At 43.7% G+C, this 15,945-nt stretch carries 11 protein-coding genes; all 11 read left to right on the top strand.

Translation table 11 applies throughout. The features are described 5' to 3' along the window. Nucleotides 1-117: 117 nt before the first annotated feature. The 11 genes from IEX80_RS10210 to IEX80_RS10160 all read left to right on the top strand — a co-directional run bounded on the left by IEX80_RS10210 (nucleotide 118) and on the right by IEX80_RS10160 (nucleotide 15,924). Entirely contained in the window at nucleotides 118-1,353 is a 1,236-nt protein-coding gene (locus tag IEX80_RS10210) for a DUF2264 domain-containing protein (protein WP_188832790.1), read from the top strand. A 14-nt stretch (nucleotides 1,354-1,367) separates the two neighbouring features. Then, nucleotides 1,368-2,474: a glycoside hydrolase family 43 protein gene (locus IEX80_RS10205; RefSeq protein WP_188832789.1), complete on the top strand. Its 1,107-nt coding sequence runs from the start codon at nucleotides 1,368-1,370 to the stop codon at nucleotides 2,472-2,474. 1 nt (nucleotide 2,475) lies between these two features. Then, nucleotides 2,476-4,329, top strand: coding sequence for a glycoside hydrolase family 2 protein (locus IEX80_RS10200; protein WP_188832788.1), 1,854 nt, complete (start codon nucleotides 2,476-2,478; stop codon nucleotides 4,327-4,329). 8 nt (nucleotides 4,330-4,337) lie between these two features. Next, nucleotides 4,338-6,221 carry a glycoside hydrolase family 35 protein gene (locus IEX80_RS10195; protein WP_090532918.1) on the top strand — a complete coding sequence of 628 codons (1,884 nt, stop codon included), beginning with the start codon at nucleotides 4,338-4,340 and terminating at the stop codon, nucleotides 6,219-6,221. Nucleotides 6,222-6,290: 69 nt separating this feature from the next. Further along, the gene (rhaM, locus tag IEX80_RS10190; protein WP_090532916.1) at nucleotides 6,291-6,605 is read left to right on the top strand and encodes an L-rhamnose mutarotase; all 315 of its coding nucleotides are present in this window, start codon (nucleotides 6,291-6,293) and stop codon (nucleotides 6,603-6,605) included. 175 nt (nucleotides 6,606-6,780) lie between these two features. Then, nucleotides 6,781-7,590, top strand: a complete 810-nt coding sequence (locus tag IEX80_RS10185; RefSeq protein WP_176627730.1) for a helix-turn-helix domain-containing protein — start codon at nucleotides 6,781-6,783, stop codon at nucleotides 7,588-7,590. A gap of 64 nt (nucleotides 7,591-7,654) precedes the next feature. Beyond that, nucleotides 7,655-9,094 (top strand): alpha/beta hydrolase, encoded by a 1,440-nt coding sequence (locus tag IEX80_RS10180; RefSeq protein ID WP_176627729.1) that lies wholly within the window; start codon nucleotides 7,655-7,657, stop codon nucleotides 9,092-9,094. 102 nt (nucleotides 9,095-9,196) lie between these two features. Further along, nucleotides 9,197-9,763 (top strand): RNA polymerase sigma factor, encoded by a 567-nt coding sequence (locus tag IEX80_RS10175; RefSeq protein WP_176627728.1) that lies wholly within the window; start codon nucleotides 9,197-9,199, stop codon nucleotides 9,761-9,763. A 79-nt stretch (nucleotides 9,764-9,842) separates the two neighbouring features. Next, nucleotides 9,843-10,859, top strand: a complete 1,017-nt coding sequence (locus tag IEX80_RS10170) for a FecR family protein (RefSeq protein WP_188832787.1) — start codon at nucleotides 9,843-9,845, stop codon at nucleotides 10,857-10,859. Between the two features lie 110 nt (nucleotides 10,860-10,969). Next, nucleotides 10,970-14,422, top strand: coding sequence for a SusC/RagA family TonB-linked outer membrane protein (locus tag IEX80_RS10165; protein ID WP_188832786.1), 3,453 nt, complete (start codon nucleotides 10,970-10,972; stop codon nucleotides 14,420-14,422). Nucleotides 14,423-14,433: 11 nt separating this feature from the next. Further along, a complete protein-coding gene (locus tag IEX80_RS10160; protein ID WP_188832785.1) occupies nucleotides 14,434-15,924 on the top strand; it encodes a SusD/RagB family nutrient-binding outer membrane lipoprotein in 1,491 nt (496 codons plus the stop codon). The last annotated feature ends 21 nt before the right edge of the window (nucleotides 15,925-15,945 follow it).

Here is a 15,945-nt window from a genome sequence, read left to right as displayed (position 1 = left end):
CTGTCGAAAGTCTTTAGACATATTTTAAGAAAAAACGACTTAAGACTTAGAGCTTTCGACTTGAGACTTACAACATGGAACTTGAATCAAAGTATAATAAACAAATAAACATCCCGGATGAAGAAACTCATATTTTACTTTCTATTGATAAGCGCTCCGTTTTGTGCATCCGCCCAAAGCAAAAAGAATATCGCCCAGGTGTCCGACAGGAAATTGTGGTTAAGCTACATGGATAAGGTAGCCCGGCCGGTGATTAGCAACCTTGCTGCCGATCAGCTTAAAGAGAAAATGCCCATGGAATTGTCTGATAGGGTTGATAATAAGGAAAGTCGTGCTAAGGTGGGATACCTGGAAGCTTTTGGTCGTACATTGTGTGGTATAGCACCGTGGTTACAATTAGAAGGTGGTGATCCAGCCGAGGTAAAACTTCGCGAACAATACAGGGCCTGGTCTTTAAAGGCTATTGCAAACGCGGTTAATCCGCAGGCTAAAGACTATATGCAATGGAGCGGTGGCCAGCCATTGGTTGATGCCTCGTTTGTTGCTTTTGCCTTGGTGCGGAGTCCATGGTTATGGGAGCATCTTGATGATGCTACCAAAAAACAAGTGGTTGAAGTAATGAAAACTACCCGGGCAACTGTTCCGGTTTATTCCAACTGGATTTTGTTTTCGGGGATGATAGAGGCATTCTTTTGCAAATATGACCTTGGCTACGATCCGGTAAGGGTTGAATTTGGTATCCGCGAATTTACAGAACATTGGTATGTTGGCGACGGTATGTATTCGGACGGGATGAGCTTTCATCTCGATTATTATAATAGCATCGTGATCCATCCAAACCTGAGTACCATATTGGAAGAGGTAGATGCTAAAAAGAAAACTTATGTGCGTGAGGAACAACGTGAGTTGGCTGTTGGCCAACGTTATGCCGAAGTGCTTGAGCGCCTTATTAATGCTGATGGAAGCTTCCCGGCTATCGGACGGTCGATAGTTTATCGCGGCGGCGCATTTCATCATTTAGCAAATATCGCCTACAAAAAACAACTGCCTGCAAACCTGAAACCGGCACAGGTAAGATGCGCGCTAACAGCTATGATCAAAAAAACGCTTGGCGCACCGCAAACTTTTACTGCCGATGGCTGGCTTAATATGGGTTTATATGGCAAGCAGCCCGGCCTGGCCGATTTTTATATTACAACCGGCAGCCTTTATTTCTGCGCTACTGTTTTTGTACCATTAGGCTTGCCCGAAACCGATCCGTTTTGGACTGATGCGGACGAACCCTGGACCGCAGTTAAAATCTGGAGCGGCCAGGATGCACCTGCCGATCATGCACTTGATATTAGAAAATAATACAACATCTTTATATGAAATACTATCGTTTTTTATTGCCGGCCTTTTTGCTGCTAAGTATCCTCGGTCGTGCGCAAACCAAATTAACCAGTTTTAGTCCGGGCGCAATCTGGCCAGATGATAAAGGGGTGCACATTAATGCCCACGGGGGAGGCATTCTGTATAATAATGGGGTTTATTATTGGTTTGGCGAACACAAAATTGCCGGCGATGCAGGCAACCGGGCAATGGTTGGGGTTCATTGCTATTCGTCAAAAGATTTATACAACTGGAAGGATGAGGGGATCTCGCTGAGTGTTTCGCCCGATACCACAAATGATATAGCAAAAGGCTGCATCCTGGAAAGGCCCAAAGTTGTTTATAACAAAAAGACAAAGAAATATGTAATGTGGTTTCACCTGGAACTATTAGGCAAAGGCTACAGCGCTGCCCGCGCCGGGGTTGCTTTAAGCGATAAGGTGATCGGCCCGTACAAGTTTATTAAAAGCTATCGCCCCAACCCGGGGCAGATGCCGTTTTATCCGGCACTTACACCCGAAGGTGATAAAATAAACTGTATTAATCCGGCTCACGAAACCGATAAGTTTTTTTGCCGCGATTTGCCCGGTGGCCAGATGGCCCGCGACATGACCGTTTTTGTTGATGACGACGGCAAGGCTTACCACGTTTTTTCATCCGAAGAAAACTACACCCTTGACCTGGCCGAACTAACTCCCGATTATACAGGGCATACAGGTAAGTTTATCCGTATCTATATAGGCCACCAAACTGAAGCTCCTGCATTATTTAAACGTAACGGAATTTATTACATGATAGGCTCGGGCTGTACAGGTTGGGCACCCAACGCCGCCCGTTGGTTCAGTGCAAAATCAATCTGGGGGCCATGGACCTACCACGGCAACCCCTGCCAGGGACAGGATAGCAAAATAACTTACGGCGGTCAAAGCACGCATGTATTGCCTGTTGCCGGTAAAAAAGATGCCTTCATATTTATAGCCGATAAATGGGCTCCAAAAGACGCCATTGACGGCCGTTACCTCTGGCTGCCCATCAGCTTTAAAGGTGATGACATCGAAATAAACTGGGTAGATAACTGGAACCTTGACGTATTTAAGAAATAATATGCGAAATTTTATAAGCTTGTGCTGTCTGCTGTTCATTGCCGTTACGGCGACTGCTCAGGACAGTCTCATTACCAATATTCAAAGCCGTAAAGCACTTGATCTGAACGGCAAATGGCAATACATTGTTGATCCGTACGAAACCGGGTTTTATGATTATCGCTATAAGGAGCTCAACGAAAAAAATGGGGATGCCTATTGGAACAGCGGCATCCCGGCTAATAAAACTGAGAAAAAGGAGCACGGCTACATCGATAAATATAGCATTGATGTACCCGGCGACTGGAACCATCAAAAGCCGGAGTTTACTTATTACGAAGGAACTATCTGGTATAAAAAATCGTTCGACTACGTTAAACCGGCCAATGGCGGCAGGCAGTACCTTTATTTTGGCGCGGTAAATTATAGGGCCGATGTATACCTGAATGGAAAAAAATTGGGGATGCACAAAGGTGGTTTTACGCCTTTTAATTTTGAAGTACCTGCCGGGCTGCTTAAAGAAAAGGATAACCTGTTGGTGGTTAAGGTTGATAATAAACGCTACGCCGATGAGGTACCTACCCTCAATACCGACTGGTGGAACTACGGTGGTATAACCCGCGATGTAAAACTGGTGGAAGTACCGTCTACCTATATCCGCGATTTTGTGATCCAGCTTAAAAAGTCTGTTAACGGTGCAGTTCCCGCTAAACAACCGGAGGTAAGCGGATGGGTTAAACTGAGCAATACTCCGCCAACTGGTCAAAATATCACCGTACAAATACCCGAGCTTAAGTTTAGTAAGCAGTTTGCTGCCACAGGTGCGCTTATACAGGTTAGCTTTAAATTACCAAAAGTGCAGCTTTGGTCGCCCGAAACCCCTAAGCTGTATAAGGTTATCGTAAGTACTGGTGCCGATAAAACTGAAGATAAGATAGGGTTCCGCACCATCGAGGCGTATGGCCCGAAGCTATTGTTAAACGGTAAGCCCGTATTTTTACGGGGGATCTGTATCCATGGCGAAATACCGCAGGATGTACGGAGGGCTTACAGCCAGCAGGATGCGGAACAATTGTTAAATCAGGCGCGTGAGCTTGGCTGCAATATGGCAAGGCTGGCACATTATCCCCACGATGAAAAAATAACCCGACTGGCCGATTCGCTGGGTATTATGGTTTGGTCGGAGATCCCGGTTTACTGGACGATTGACTTTGGCAACGCAGCAGTACTTGAAAAGGCAAAAGTGCAGCTTAATGAAATGATTACACGCGATCATAACCGTGCCAGTATCATTATCTGGTCGGTTGGGAACGAAACACCGGTGAGCCCAACACGTACGAATTTTATGCACGATCTGATTATCAGGGCCAAACAACTGGATGATACGCGCCTGGTTTCGGCGGCGCTTGAGGTAAATTATGGTTCGGGTAAAGATTTGAATGTGGTGGATGATCCGCTGGGTGAGTTTGTTGACCTCGTTGCTTTTAACGAATACCTTGGCTGGTATGGCGGCCTGCCTGATAAATGCCGCACTACAAACTGGAGCACGCCATACAATAAACCTTTATTTATCAGCGAAACCGGGGCCGAAGCTAAAACCGGTTTTCATGCCGATTCATTGACCCGCTTCGGCGAAGAATACCAGGAATGGTATTTTAAAGAGCAGGTGGCCATGTTTAAACGGATGCCTGCAAATTTCGTGGGCTTGTCACCATGGGTAATGGCCGATTTCCGGTCGCCCAAACGGAATAACCCGGTGTACCAGGAAGGCTGGAACCGCAAGGGCCTTTATGATGATAAAGGCAACAAAAAGAAAGCATTTTATATTCTTCAAAACTATTACAAACAAAAAAAAGCGGAAGCGCTGAACCGATAGCCACCACAATGAAAAAAACTATTATATTCTTTTTAACATTTTTAACCCTGGGTATAACCGGCTTCTGCCAGGCACCCAAACATACATTTGCGTTAGGCGATGAAGCCTTCCTGCTTGACGGGAAACCTTTCCAGATGATCTCGGGTGAAATGCATTATCCCCGCGTACCGCGCGAAGCCTGGCGTGCCCGTATGAAAATGGCGAAGGCTATGGGATTAAATACCATTGGCACCTACGTTTTCTGGAACCTGCACGAGCCCCAAAAAGGCAAGTTTGATTTTACCGGTAATAACGATGTGGCCGAGTTTGTTCGCATTGCCCAGCAGGAAGGCCTGTGGGTGATCCTTCGCCCAAGCCCGTATGTATGTGCCGAGTGGGAGTTTGGAGGATATCCTTACTGGCTACAGAATGAAAAAGGTCTTGAAGTACGCAGTAAAGAGGCTCAATATCTTAAGGAGTATGAGAGCTACATCAAAGAGGTGGGCAGGCAATTAGCTCCGCTGCAGATAAATCATGGCGGTAATATCCTGATGGTACAAATTGAAAATGAATACGGCTCATATGGCAGCGATAAAGAGTATCTGGGGATTAATCAAAAACTATTTAAAGAAGCCGGTTTTGATGGATTGCTGTACACCTGCGACCCTGCCCCCGATTTGGTAGCTGGTCATTTGCCGGGATTACTTCCTGCTGTTAACGGTCTTGATAATCCTGCAAAGGTTAAAAAGATCATTAATGAAAATCACGATGGTAAGGGCCCGTATTATATTGCCGAGTGGTATCCGGCCTGGTTTGATTGGTGGGGAACTGCCCATCACACTATCCCTGCCGAACGTTATGCCGGTAGGCTTGATTCCGTACTGGCAGCAGGGATTTCTATCAACATGTACATGTTTCATGGTGGCACCACCCGTGCGTTTATGAATGGCGCAAATTTTAAAGATACCTCGCCTTATGAACCGCAAACGAGTAGCTATGATTATGATGCTCCCTTAGATGAGGCAGGTAATGCCACGCCGAAATTTATGCAATTCAGGCAGGTGATCCAAAAGCATTTGCCTGCCGGTGTGCAATTGCCCGATGTACCGGCAGCCAAACCAGTAATAACAATACCGGCTGTTAAACTAACACAATCGGTAAGTTTATTAAATACTCTGCCGGCTGCTAAAGAAAATATAAGTCCGCTTACGTTTGAAGACTTACACCAGGACTATGGCTTTGTGTTGTACCGCACGGTTTTAAATGGAAGCCAAAGCGGGCAACTCAAGCTAAAAGAGCTTAGGGATTACGCAGTGATCATGATTAACGGTAAAAAGGTAGGCACGCTCGACCGCAGGCTTAACCAGGACAGCCTTTACTTAAAGTTGCCTGCAGGTAAAGTAACGCTTGATATTTTGATAGAAAACCTTGGCCGCATCAACTTTGGTAAGTATCTTTTGCAAAATAAAAAAGGGATCACTCAGCAGGTGCTTTTAAACGGAACAGAATTGCAGCATTGGAAAATGTATTCGCTGCCGTTTCATGATCTAAGCACTGTGAAATTCTCTGCCGCAAGGCAAAATGCTCAATCGCCGGTAATCAGGAAAGGTGGCTTTAAATTGGATCAATTAGGGGATACCTACCTTGACATGAGTAACTGGGGCAAGGGTGTGGTATGGGTAAACGGGCATAACCTTGGCCGGTACTGGGGCATCGGTCCACAGCAAACTTTATACCTGCCGGTTGAATGGTTAAAGAAGGGATATAATGATGTTGAGGTTTTGGAACTGTTAAAGCCTGAGCGAGACCAGTTAGCTGGCGTCGATAAACCGATATTGGATGTGGTAAAACCTCAAATAAGCTTAAAGCCGAAAGCTAAAGGCTCAAAGCCTATTTTGCAAATAAACTATTAAAAGCTTTGAGCTTTTTGCTTTAAGCCTTGAGGCTCTTTTGATAACAGACATATATAAATACTATTTACAATGGCAAGGGTAGCGTTTAAAATGAAGCTTCATGAAGGGCAAACCGCCGAATACAAGGCGCGGCATGATGCCATTTGGCCCGAATTGAGCAGTTTGCTTAAAGATGTGGGGATCAGTAATTATTCTATTTTTTTAGATGAAGACACGCATTGGCTTTTTGGCGTAATGGATGTTGAAGATCAGGAAGCCCTTGATCATTTGCCTGATAGCCCTATTATGAAAAAATGGTGGTTATACATGGCCGATATCATGGATACTAATGCCGATCATTCGCCAGTGAGTGTGCCTTTGAAAGAGGTGTTCTTTTTGCCATAGATACGAATATTGCTATTATTAAACTGGTTGTCATAAAGAGCGTGCTGCGGCAGGCGCCTTTGTGACGGCCATTTTTGTTTTTTATGGATAGCATATGCCTGGCTTTCACCTTGCTGTATACGTTGTATCTTAATTAAAAAAATTATTTTTACAGATATAGTTAACCTCAATAGGTATGGTTGAGATATTTCAGAATATCCGTAAAATATACAGGTTCAGCGCACCTTGCGAAGAGTTGGCTAACTATATAGAATTTTATTCGCAATCAGTTTTAGATTTATCTGCACAGCAGGTGAAAGCTGAGTTTTCAACGGTGAAAATGTTCCCCAGTTGGACACCTACTTTTTATATCAACCTTGGTTCGCCTTATTATATTGATTTGAAGAATACGAGGTATTATGTAGGGAAGCAGCAGGATGTTTTAATATTGAGAAATGAGGATGTTACCAGGCATAAACTATCTGCCGATAATATATTCACGGTTAAATTTAATCCGGGCGGTTTAGAAGCCGTTTTAGGTTTAAATCAAGTTCCGGTTATTGATAAGCTCATTAACCTTAATCAAATTTTGCCCTGGGAATTGCTTCAAAAAGTAAAACAGCCAATAAGCTTTGAAGAGCGTGTGATCATTGTTGAATCATATTTGTTAGAAAAGCTCATTAAACAGGCAAGCCAGGATCATTATGTTAAAATTGTTAACGACAGCATTGGCGAATATCAGGCTACCGGTATGAAGTTGAATACGTCAAAAGTTGCAGAGAGACTGTTCATTACTTCTAAAACTATCAATCGGTATTTCAACAGGGTGATTGGCACTCCGCCTAAAAATTATTTTTCAATTGTGCGGGGCAGAAATGCATTAACAGCATTTGTAAATGACAGAGAAAACTTTGTTCCGATAGATTATGGATATTATGATTTGAGCCATTTTCATAAGGACGTTATGAACCTTACCGGTCAAAGGATAACCAAGCATCAATTTTAATTTGTCCGTTTTTTACTTTTTGTGGGTAAGGCAGATCGCTTTCTTTGTAAGCTAAACAACGGTCATGAAAACATTCCTTATCATATTATTTGGCGCTACTTTTCTTATTCAAAAAGCTTACAGCCAGAAATATAAGCCGGTATTAGAACCTTACCCCGGGCTGGTTAAGGCAGACCCCAGGCTTGTTTTAAAAACAGGTTACCTCGTTGTACCGGAAAATAGAAGCAAGCCCGAAGGTTGCAAAGTGAAGATCCCGTTTTTATTTGTACGCCGGCCAGATCAGGACCCACGCAAAAACATCACGCTTTACACTACAGGTGGCCCAGGCTACAGCACTACACTAAATATTGATAGCATAAGCTATAACTCCGGTTGGTTAGCCTATGGCGGTTTTATTGCGTTTGATCAACGGGGAACAAAGAGGGCACAACCATGCCTGGATTGCATGGAAGTGGCAGCGGCCATTAAACGCAGTTACAGAGAAGGCAAAAATAAGGATAGCCTCGTATCACAAGCCGTTACTGAATGCCGGAACCGGTTTACAAAACAAGGCGTCGATTTATCGGCCTTTAACACCATTGAAAGTGCTGAAGATATAAATGATTTAAGATTAGCCTTAAATGTTGATTCGCTTAACCTGGTTGGCATATCCTATAGCGGCGGTCTTATGCTTACCATGGTACGAAATCACCCTGAAGGCGTTCGTGCGCTGCTTTTAAATTCACCACTGCCGGGTTATGTTAATTTTGAGGAACACGCTTTGTTTAATATCAATGAAGCGCTTGAGCAGGTATTTCATAATTGCGAAACGGATTCTTCTGACACAAAATATAAAGATTTAAGAATGAAATTCCATCAATACTTCAGCACTATCACCGGGAAGAAGTATACCATATCTTATCAGGAAAAAGGAAGCAATCAAGCTAATAGTCTCACTTATACAAAAAACGAATTACTCGATGCAATAATAGGCCGGATGAACTCCCGGCAGGTTAGCACGGTGCCTGCGGTAATGATTGATTTAATTGAAGGCCGTCATGATAAATATGTACGGGAGGTGTTTGATGGCTATTTCGCGGGTAATTCAAGCGTATCACTGGGTATGCGGTATTCTGTTTATTGCTCAGAACAAATTTCGTACGATGACCCTGCGTTGGAAGCACAACAACACTTGGTACTACCGTGGTTGGCCGGGTATCCGTTTAATGATGTAAATCATGTCATATGCAATTGTTGGAAGGTGAAGGCTGAACCTGCTGTAGCAAAGCAGCCTGTTTATTCTACAGTACCGGCATTAATTTCGGCAGGTGACGTCGACCCCGATTGCAGGCCGTTTTATAACAGGTTGATAAAACGGTATATGCCTAATAGCCAATTATTGATCATCCATAACAGGGGGCATGCTCCGGGTTTTAGTGTAGATGGAACTGATTATGTGAAGCTATTTTTAGATAACCCACATCAGAAACTTACATCTCAATCAAAAAACCTGATCATTGAATAGCTTAATAGCCATTGTCAGATTTTTCGGTAATAAAGGTTTTGTCGTCTGTTAACATTATGCTAACATAGCAGCCTTACATTTGAGCCAAAACAACTCTTTAGCATGTATCCTGCACTTACTGATGAAGCGTTGATGGGGCTTATCCAGCAAAGCAACCCCGTTGCCCTTGAAACTCTTTTTAATCGTTACTACAAAACCTTATGTCAGCTGTGCACGGTGTACACTAAAGATTATACCGTTGCCGAAGAGATCACCGCCAATCTTTTCATTAAACTCTGGGACAACCGCGATACGGCCATCCTTAATGTAAAAAGTTACCTGTTTGTTGCTGCCAAAAATCTCTCTTTAAATCATATCCAAAAAAAGAAAGATCCGGTATATTCTATCGAAGATATCGACCTTCAGGGCCACATGTTAAAAGATAGGGATAATCCATTTAAAATTCTTTCTGGCCGCGAATCGTACAATAAAATACTAAACCTTATTGATACCTTGCCTGTCAGCCAAAGGCAGATATTGCTCATGAGCCGTATTGATAACCTTGATAAAAATGAGATAGCCAAAGTGTTGGGTATTTCTGTTCGTACGGTTGAAACTACACTTTATCAATCTATCAAAAAACTTCGCCAGCTGTTAAAAGGGCAGCATAATTTCACTTCCGAGGGTTAATGATTTCTTAATATAAACTTAACTCATTTCGCTACGTATCGGGTACGTAAAATCAGTCTTTATTGCAGAGACAGATTTAATGGAAGATAACAGTTACCGCTTAATAGTTGAATATTTTGAAAAAACCATCAGTGATGATGGCTTAACACAGTTACAGGAGTGGATTGAGGAGAACCCTGAAAACCTTGCCCAGTTCAGTGAAACCATCCAGATCCTGGAAGCATCCAAAGTTTATTTTAAACAGCCGGAAAATGCCGAAAGCACCTGGGCAAAAATCAATGCGCATATAACCCAACCCCAGATACCGGTAATTAAACGCAGTTCTAAATTTAACTGGATGGCTTATGCCGCCGCTTGTTTGCTTATTTGTACTGCCGGTTGGTTTGGATACCGTTATTTTAAACAGTCGCCGGTTTTGGTTTATGAAGAAATCAGCAATGCCGATGGCAAGCATTCAAAAATAATACTGCCAGATAGCTCGACAGTTTATCTGGGTGGTGGTAGCAAACTCAGATACGCCAAAAACTTTAGCGGCGAAAAACGTGATGTAACGCTTAATGGCGAAGCTTTTTTTGATGTGGTCCATCAGGCTAAACCATTTGTAGTTAAAAGCGGCGATATCACAACTGTGGTATTGGGTACTTCATTTAATATTAAAGCCTATCTGGCCGATCATAAAGTAGCTGTAACCGTGCAAAGCGGTAAAGTAGGGGTAATGGCCAATGTGCAGGGAAAACCTCAAATGGTTAAATACCTGGTAAAGAATGAACAGATCAGCATCAATACCCAAAATGGTATCTATACTTTTAACAACACTGATGCATCATCAGTAAGCTCGTGGATCAATAACGAATTTGTTTTCTACAATACAACTTACAGGGAGATAGCCGCTTCGCTTGAGCATCATTACGGTGCTAAGATTCGGTTTACAGAACAGGACTTAGGCAATGTAAGGCTTACAGCCAAATTAAGGGGAATGACATTGACAGATGCCATGGAAACCCTCAGCGCGCTATCCGGATTGGGCTACACGCAAAAAGGCAATCAGCTATTTATTTCAAACAATAATCAAAAAGGAGGAAGTATAATGAAATAGTATTTACCCGGCTATTGGTAAAAGCCTGGACGTTGCTGGTAACAACCCCAGGCTTCAGAATTTTGACAATTTAAACTCACGGTTAGACAAGTATAAATTAAAGTAAATATATGAAAAAGTTATGGTTATTAACCATGCTGTTCTTTTTACAATTGCCTTTTGGCGGCATAAACGCTAAGGCTCAAACAGTAATAAACAAAAGGATCACGTTTGGTGCCGAGGGCACCATGCTAAAGGATGCCTTTCAGCAAATTGAAAAATCAAGCGATATCTCTATCAGCTATAACAATAGCCTGCTTGATGATAAACGCAAAGTACATGTAACAAAAGCAGAGCGCTCTTTAGGCGAAACACTCGACGTGCTTTTAAAAGGAACTACCTGCACTTACAGGGCAGCAGGCGAACGAAATATCCTCATCATTGCAAAAACACAAGATAGGGGTAGCATTAAAGGGAAAGTGGTTGATGAAAAATCAGAACCACTTCCCGGTGCAACTGTAAAAGTTCCGGGAACCGGTGCCACTGCTATCAGCGGTGTTGACGGTTCATACACGTTAAATATTGTGCCGGGCATTTACACGGTTGAAGCAAGCTTTATCTCTTACGAAACTAAGAGGATCCAGAATGTAAGTGTTAGCTCGAATACCAATACTGTTTTAAATATCACGCTTAGCCCGGCCGATAATAAACTTAACGAAGTTGTGGTAACGGCACTTGGTATAAAAAGGGAAGATAAAAGTTTGGGTTATTCTGCCCCGGTCATTAAAGGTGAGCAACTAACCGGCGCTCTTTCAGGTAACTGGACTGATGCATTATCGGGCAAGGTAGCCGGTTTAAACCTGATCCGTTCAAACAGCGGCCCTGCGGGATCAAACAAAATTATCCTGCGTGGTGAAAATAACCTGACCGGTGATAACGAAGCTTTGATAGTGGTTGACGGTGTTGTAATTAACCAGGGTAGCGGCAGACGTACAAGCAACTCCGGCGAATCGGCTTATGGTACCAGCAGCGATAACATGCCTGCCGATTATGGCAGCAACCTGAACGACATCAACCCAGAGGACATTGAAACGGTAACGGTATTGAAAGGCCCGGGCGCGGCGGCGCTTTATGGCCAGCGCGGTGCCAATGGTGCTATTATCATCACAACAAAATCGGGTAAAAAGCATAGTGGCCTGGGCATCACCTTTAACTCAAATGCAAGCCTTGAAAGTGTAAACCGCTGGCCTGATTTACAATATGAATACGGACAAGGTACGGCGGGTTCCCGTTATTATTCGTACGGGGCAGGGCCGGATGGTGCAAGCACCAGCTCGACAAGCTCGGCTTACGGCCCTAAATTTGATGGCCAGCTTTTTTATCAGCTTGACCCGGTTACTCAAAAACAAAGTACAACACGCACACCATGGGTGCCATACAAAAACCAGATCCGTGATTTTTTTGATGTTGGCCAAACTTTCACCAACTCGGTAAGTGTTGACGGCGGCAGCGATAAAACAACCGCCCGTTTCTCGGCAACCAACGTTACCAATCACTGGATAACACCTAACACAGGATATACCCGTAACAGCATTGCTTTATCGGTTAACTCCAAAATCAATGATAAGTTAACCATCAATGCAAAAGTAAATTACAATAATAAAAACAGCGATAACTTACCTGGTGCAGGTTATGGTAACCAGTCGCTGATGTATTGGTTTATATTCTGGCAGCCCAATGCCAATTTAAACTGGTTGAAGAACTACTGGAAAAACGGGCAAGATGGTAAAGCGATCTTTTATCCTTTCAGCTCGTTCCCAGAAAACCCCTACGCAGTATCAAATGAGTTTATCAACAAGTCAAACCGTAACTCGGTTACAGGAAACGTAGAGGCACTTTATAATGTCACAAAAGAGTTTAGCATACAGGTTCGTGCTACTTTAGACATGGGCTATGAGCAGCGCGCACAGCAGCGTCCATATGATGCCGGAAGTAAATACCCGAAAGGCTCGTACCGTACACAAAACATCTATTCGGAAGAGCAGGGTGCCGATTTCCTGTTGAAATACAACAAGAAAATAACGCACGATGTTAACATTACCGCTACAGCAGGCGGCAGTATGCTCCGCAACAATTATAACCGCGATGAGGTACGTGCCGACTCGTTAGTATATCCGGGCGTGTATTCGATGGCTAACAATGCTGGTCCGCTGGTTACGTTGCCGTTTAAGTCAAAATATGCTATCAACAGCTTTTACGGCTTGTTATCTACATCTTTTAAAGATTACTTGTATGTGGATTTAACAGCCCGCCAGGACTGGATCAGCACGCTGGCTACTGCGAACCGTACCGATCAGGTTGGTTTCTTCTATCCATCGGCAAGCATGAGCTTTTTGCCATCTGAAGCATTCAAGCTGCCTAAATTTATTGACTATGCAAAAGTGAGGGCATCGCTTGCAGGTGTTGGTAGCGGTACAACAAATCCTTATCAAACCTCATTTAATTATGTATCGGCGGGTAGCACTTATGCAGGTGGTTTGCAAAATCCGCGTACACTATCAAACCCCGATCTGAAACCTTTACGCACCACAACGCTTGAAGTTGGTGCCGAAACCAGGATGTTCAGCAATCGCTTAGGTTTTGATATAGCTTTATATACGGGTAACACTAAAAACCAGATCCTGAGCCGTACTGTGGATCAATCGTCAGGTTATAACCAGGCAGTTATCAACGTAGGTAAGGTAAACAACAAAGGCATCGAAATTACATTGAACGGAACGCCTATACGCAAAGCCAACGTGTTTAGCTGGAATGTTACTGCAACCTTCAGCGCCAATAAAAACACCATTGAGCAACTTGCCGATAGCGCGGTTGTGTTGCGGAATGGCCCTACCGGCGGTGGCCAGATTGTTGCCCGTGTAGGCGGCAGTATGGGCGATATGTACGGTCGCGGTTATTTGCGCTCGCCTGATGGGCAGATCGTTTATGATGCTTCTACAGGTTTTGCCAAATTAGCTGATAACCTGGTTTATTTAGGCAACACTATCCCTAAATGGAAAGCAAGCATGGGGCACGATTTCAGGTATAAGCAATTTAACCTGCACCTGTTGTTTGATGCCCAGGTTGGCGGTGTATCATATTCGCTTTCAAACTATAAACTGGCCGAGCAGGGTAAAACAACGCTCACCCTACCCGGCAGGTATAACGGTATCATAGGCAAAGGCGTTATCCAAAACCCGGACGGCAGTTACAGACCGAACGATGTTATTGCAACAGATGTTGACGGTTACTACCGCTCACACTATGGTATTGATAATGCCGAAGGTAATACGTTTTCAACCAACTTCCTGAAATTCCGCGAGGCAAGGTTTGAATATTCATTGAGCCCTCGTTTAGTTAAACGCCTTGGATTAACGCGTGCTACGGTAGGTGTATATGGTCGTGACCTATACATCTGGACTAAGTGGCCAATCTTCGATCCTGAATTTGGTACGCTTTCGGGTACCGACATTGTGCAGGGATTTGAAGTGGCGCAGTTTCCATCAACCCGCACATTTGGTTTTAACATAGTTATTGGCATTTAATAATTAACAATATGAAAAGGAACGGATATATACTTATATCAATGATGATGTTGTTCGTTAGCATAATGTCGTCATGTAAAAAGGATTTTATTGCACTTAATACCGATCCCAACGGTACGCCTAATGCCTTGCCGCAGCAATTGCTGGCCCCGGCATTGGTGAATACATTGGGTACTAATATGCTTCGTGCCCGTAATTTTAATAACGAGCTGATGCAGGTTACAGTTGATGCAGGCGACTCGGAGGGTAGGGTGTTCAGGTATGACATCAAACGTACCTGGGCCGATGTTACCTGGAATGCCTGGTATACCCAGTTAACTAACTTTAAAGATATTTATACCATTGCCAGCAAGGAGGTTACCTATAACAAAACTTATATGGGCATTTCGCTCATTTGTCAGGCATGGTTGTACTCCATGCTCACCGATACTTATGGCGATGTACCTTACTTTGATTCGAACAAAGGCAAGGACGGAAACTTTACACCAAAGTTTGATAAACAGAAAGAGATCTACCTGGATATTTTTAAAAACCTGGAAGCAGCAGACACCCTGCTTAATGCTTCAGCAAACGTAGTTGCCGGCAGTGATCCGGTATTTAACGGCAATGCTTTAAAATGGCGCAAGTTTGGTAACACGCTTTATTTAAGGCTGTTGTTAAGGGTATCTGGTAAGGCTGATGTTTCGGCTGATGTGATCGCCAAGATCAAACAAATTGTTGATACCAATCCGGATGCTTACCCCATTATGGGCAGCAATGATGATTCGGCAGTTTTGCGGTGGACAGGCTCCGGTGCCTTGACATCTCCATTTATTGGGGGAGTACGCGAACAGGACTGGCGGCAACCCGGTATTTGCGAGTTTTTTGTAAACAACCTGGCTAAATGGGCCGATCCGAGGCTGGTTAACAACCGCTGGTCGATATCAAGTTACCAGGGTGGCATACAGGGGATTCCAAGTGGTTATGCCCCAGGTGAAAATGTTGGTATCAAATCATATTTCCAATCTACCACATCAACAACTACGTTAATGAACGATCCGTTGATGGGTAACATCATGAACTATTCGGAGTTGCAATTTATCCTTGCCGAAGCCGCTGCCAAGGGCTGGATAGCCGGCGATGCTGCTACTTATTATAAAAACGGTGTTCAGGCTGGTATCACTTTCTGGATCCCGACATATACAGTACCTATTGATACCTATTTAGCAGGCGCTGATATTACGTGGGATAATGCTGCTCCGCTTGATGAAAAAATGGAGATGATCCATGTTCAGAAATACTACTCCATGTTTTACACTGATTTTGAGCAATGGTTTGAATATCGCCGTACCGGCCACCCGGTATTGCCGAAAGGTAATGGTTTAAAGAACAACGGTATTATGCCGGCCAGGCTGCAATACCCGGTTTATGTACAATCGGCCAATCCTGATAGTTACAAGGCTGCGGTAGCTGCACAGGGTGCCGATGAGATAAGCACACAGGTGTGGTGGCAAAAACAATAATAACCCGGTTTTAAACTAAGA

This window comes from Mucilaginibacter rubeus, assembly GCF_014643835.1.
GTDB lineage: Bacteria > Bacteroidota > Bacteroidia > Sphingobacteriales > Sphingobacteriaceae > Mucilaginibacter > Mucilaginibacter rubeus.
The sequence above is the reverse complement of the archived record's forward strand: the minus strand, read 5'-3'. Positions and strand labels throughout refer to the sequence as shown.